Source organism: Paracidovorax sp. MALMAid1276 (genome assembly GCF_049198005.1).
Classification (GTDB): Bacteria; Pseudomonadota; Gammaproteobacteria; order Burkholderiales; family Burkholderiaceae_C; genus Acidovorax.
In genome coordinates this window covers 1-2,115 of record NZ_JBMIRS010000096.1, presented here as the reverse complement: position 1 = coordinate 2,115, position 2,115 = coordinate 1, and the positions used below count along the sequence as shown (strand labels likewise).

General features: G+C 65.7%; 2 protein-coding genes. Both read right to left on the bottom strand.

The features are described 5' to 3' along the window. Positions 1 to 218: 218 nt before the first annotated feature. A complete protein-coding gene (locus ACOQFS_RS06665) occupies positions 219 to 1,385 on the bottom strand; it encodes an acyl-CoA dehydrogenase family protein (RefSeq protein ID WP_421562119.1) in 1,167 nt (388 codons plus the stop codon). A gap of 171 nt (positions 1,386 to 1,556) precedes the next feature. Next, the gene (locus ACOQFS_RS06660) at positions 1,557 to 1,952 is read right to left on the bottom strand and encodes a lysozyme inhibitor LprI family protein (protein ID WP_421562118.1); all 396 of its coding nucleotides are present in this window, start codon (positions 1,950 to 1,952) and stop codon (positions 1,557 to 1,559) included. Between the last annotated feature and the right edge of the window lie 163 nt (positions 1,953 to 2,115).

Here is a 2,115-nt window from a genome sequence, read left to right as displayed (position 1 = left end):
GGGAGAGGGCCGGGGAGAGGGGGCTGGCGAAACGGGCGCGGCGTGCGTGCAGCCCCCTCTCCCCAACCCTCCCCCGCGAGGGGAGAGGGGGTAAGCCCAGGGCGCTGCGGTGCGTGCGTGAGCTGGTGTACCCGTCTGAGAGGTGTGTTTCATGCGAAAAATTGGCCGTTACCGCTTGATGGATAAGCGCTGGTAGCTATCAGAAATGGAGCGTTCGCTCAGCGGATCGCCTCCGTCGCATCCCCATCCAGCATGCGCCGCGCAATGATGACGCGCATGATTTCGTTCGTGCCTTCCAGGATCTGGTGCACGCGGGCGTCGCGCAGCAGGCGTTCCAGCGGGTATTCGCGGATGTAGCCGTAGCCGCCGTGCACCTGCAGGGCTTCGTTGATGACGGTGAAGCCCGCATCGGTGGCAAAGCGCTTGGCCATGGCGCAGTAGGTGGAGGCGTCGCGCGCCCCGGCGTCGAGCTTGGCGGCAGCAAGGCGCACCATCTGGCGGGCGGCCACCAGCTCTGTGGCCATGTCGGCCAGCTTGAACTGCAGCGCCTGGAAGCTGGCGATGGGTTTGCCGAACTGCTTGCGGTCTTGCATGTACTGCTGGGCGGCGTTGAGTGCGCCTTGCGCCGCGCCCACCGAGCAGGTGGCGATGTTGATGCGGCCGCCGTCCAGGCCCTTCATCGCGATCTTGAAGCCTTCGCCCTCGCGGCCCAGCAGGTGGTCGGCGGGGATGCGCACGTTGTCGAAGCTGATGGTGCGCGTGGGCTGGCTGTTCCAGCCCATCTTTTGTTCCTTCTTGCCGTAGCTGATGCCGGGCGTGTCGGCGGGCACGGCAAAGGCGCTGATGCCACCCGCGCCCGATTGCGCATCGCCGGTGCGGGCCATGAGCACCAGCACATCGGTGCTGCCCGCGCCGCTGATGAAGGCCTTGCTGCCGTTGATGACGTATTCGTTGCCTTGCAATTCGGCCCGTGTCTTGAGCGAGGCCGCATCGGAGCCTGCGCCGGGCTCGGTCAGGCAGTAGGACGCGAGCTTTTCGCCCGTGGTGAGCAGCGGGCCCCAGTGGTCGCGCACGGCGGGTGTGGCCCAGGTGCCCAGCATCCAGGTGGCCATGTTGTGGATGGTGATGAAGGCGGTGGTGCTGGGGTCCACAGCCGCCATTTCTTCAAAGACCAGCGTGGCGTCCAGCCGGGGCAGGGCGAGGCCACCGGCGGCTTCGGGCGCGTACAGGCCACAAAAGCCCAGCTCGCCCGCCTTGGCGATGGCTTCTTTCGGGAAGATGCCTTCCTCGTCCCAGTGCGCGGCGTGGGGTGCGAACTCGGCGTGTGCAAAGTCGCGGGCTGTCTGGGCAAAGGCGCGTTGTTCTTCGGTGAGTTCAAAGTCCATGGTGTGTCTCGATGTCGCTTGTTGTTGTGCTTTTTGGATGAATGGGGTTTACGCGCCAATCAACCGTTCACGCTGAGCTTGTCGAAGCGCGGCGCCGAGGCTTCGACAGGCTCAGCCCGAACGGATATTTGGAGATCGAAGAGGCGGAGTTCATCGGGTCCATATTCATGTTCATGGCTTGGCGGACGGGTGGTCCAGCGTGAGCCAGCGCATCAGGCCCTTGCGGCGCGCCTGGGTTTCGGCCGTCAGGCACTCGTGGTACAGGCGGGGCCACTGGGGTTGCGGTTCGTTGCTGCGCTGGGCCTGCTTGCAGCGGGTGGTGCGTTCGCGCTGCCAGGCCGAATGCTCCTGGCGCAGTTGCGGCCGCTCGTGGGCCGACAGGGCGCGCATCACGTCGCCGTAGAGGATGGCGATCTCGGTGTCTGCGGCCTGAAAGGCTTGCACGGCGCAGGCGTTGGTTTCGTCCACGGTGCCACCGGCTTTGCAGGCAGCGCCCGCTTGGGCCATGGCGCGCGGGCTGGCGACCAGTGCGCTGAGAGAAGCCAAACAGACTGCCATGGCTGCCATCCACCTTGTCATCTTGAGCGTTTGCATGGCCCGGTTTTAACACCGGCGTTGATCCGCTCGGGCCTTCGACAAGCTCAGGCTGAACGGTCGGGGTGGTAGTGGTTTGGTAGGGCGTGTGGTTGCGCGGGTCGCGGCCACACACCCGTTCGGGCTGAGCCTGTCG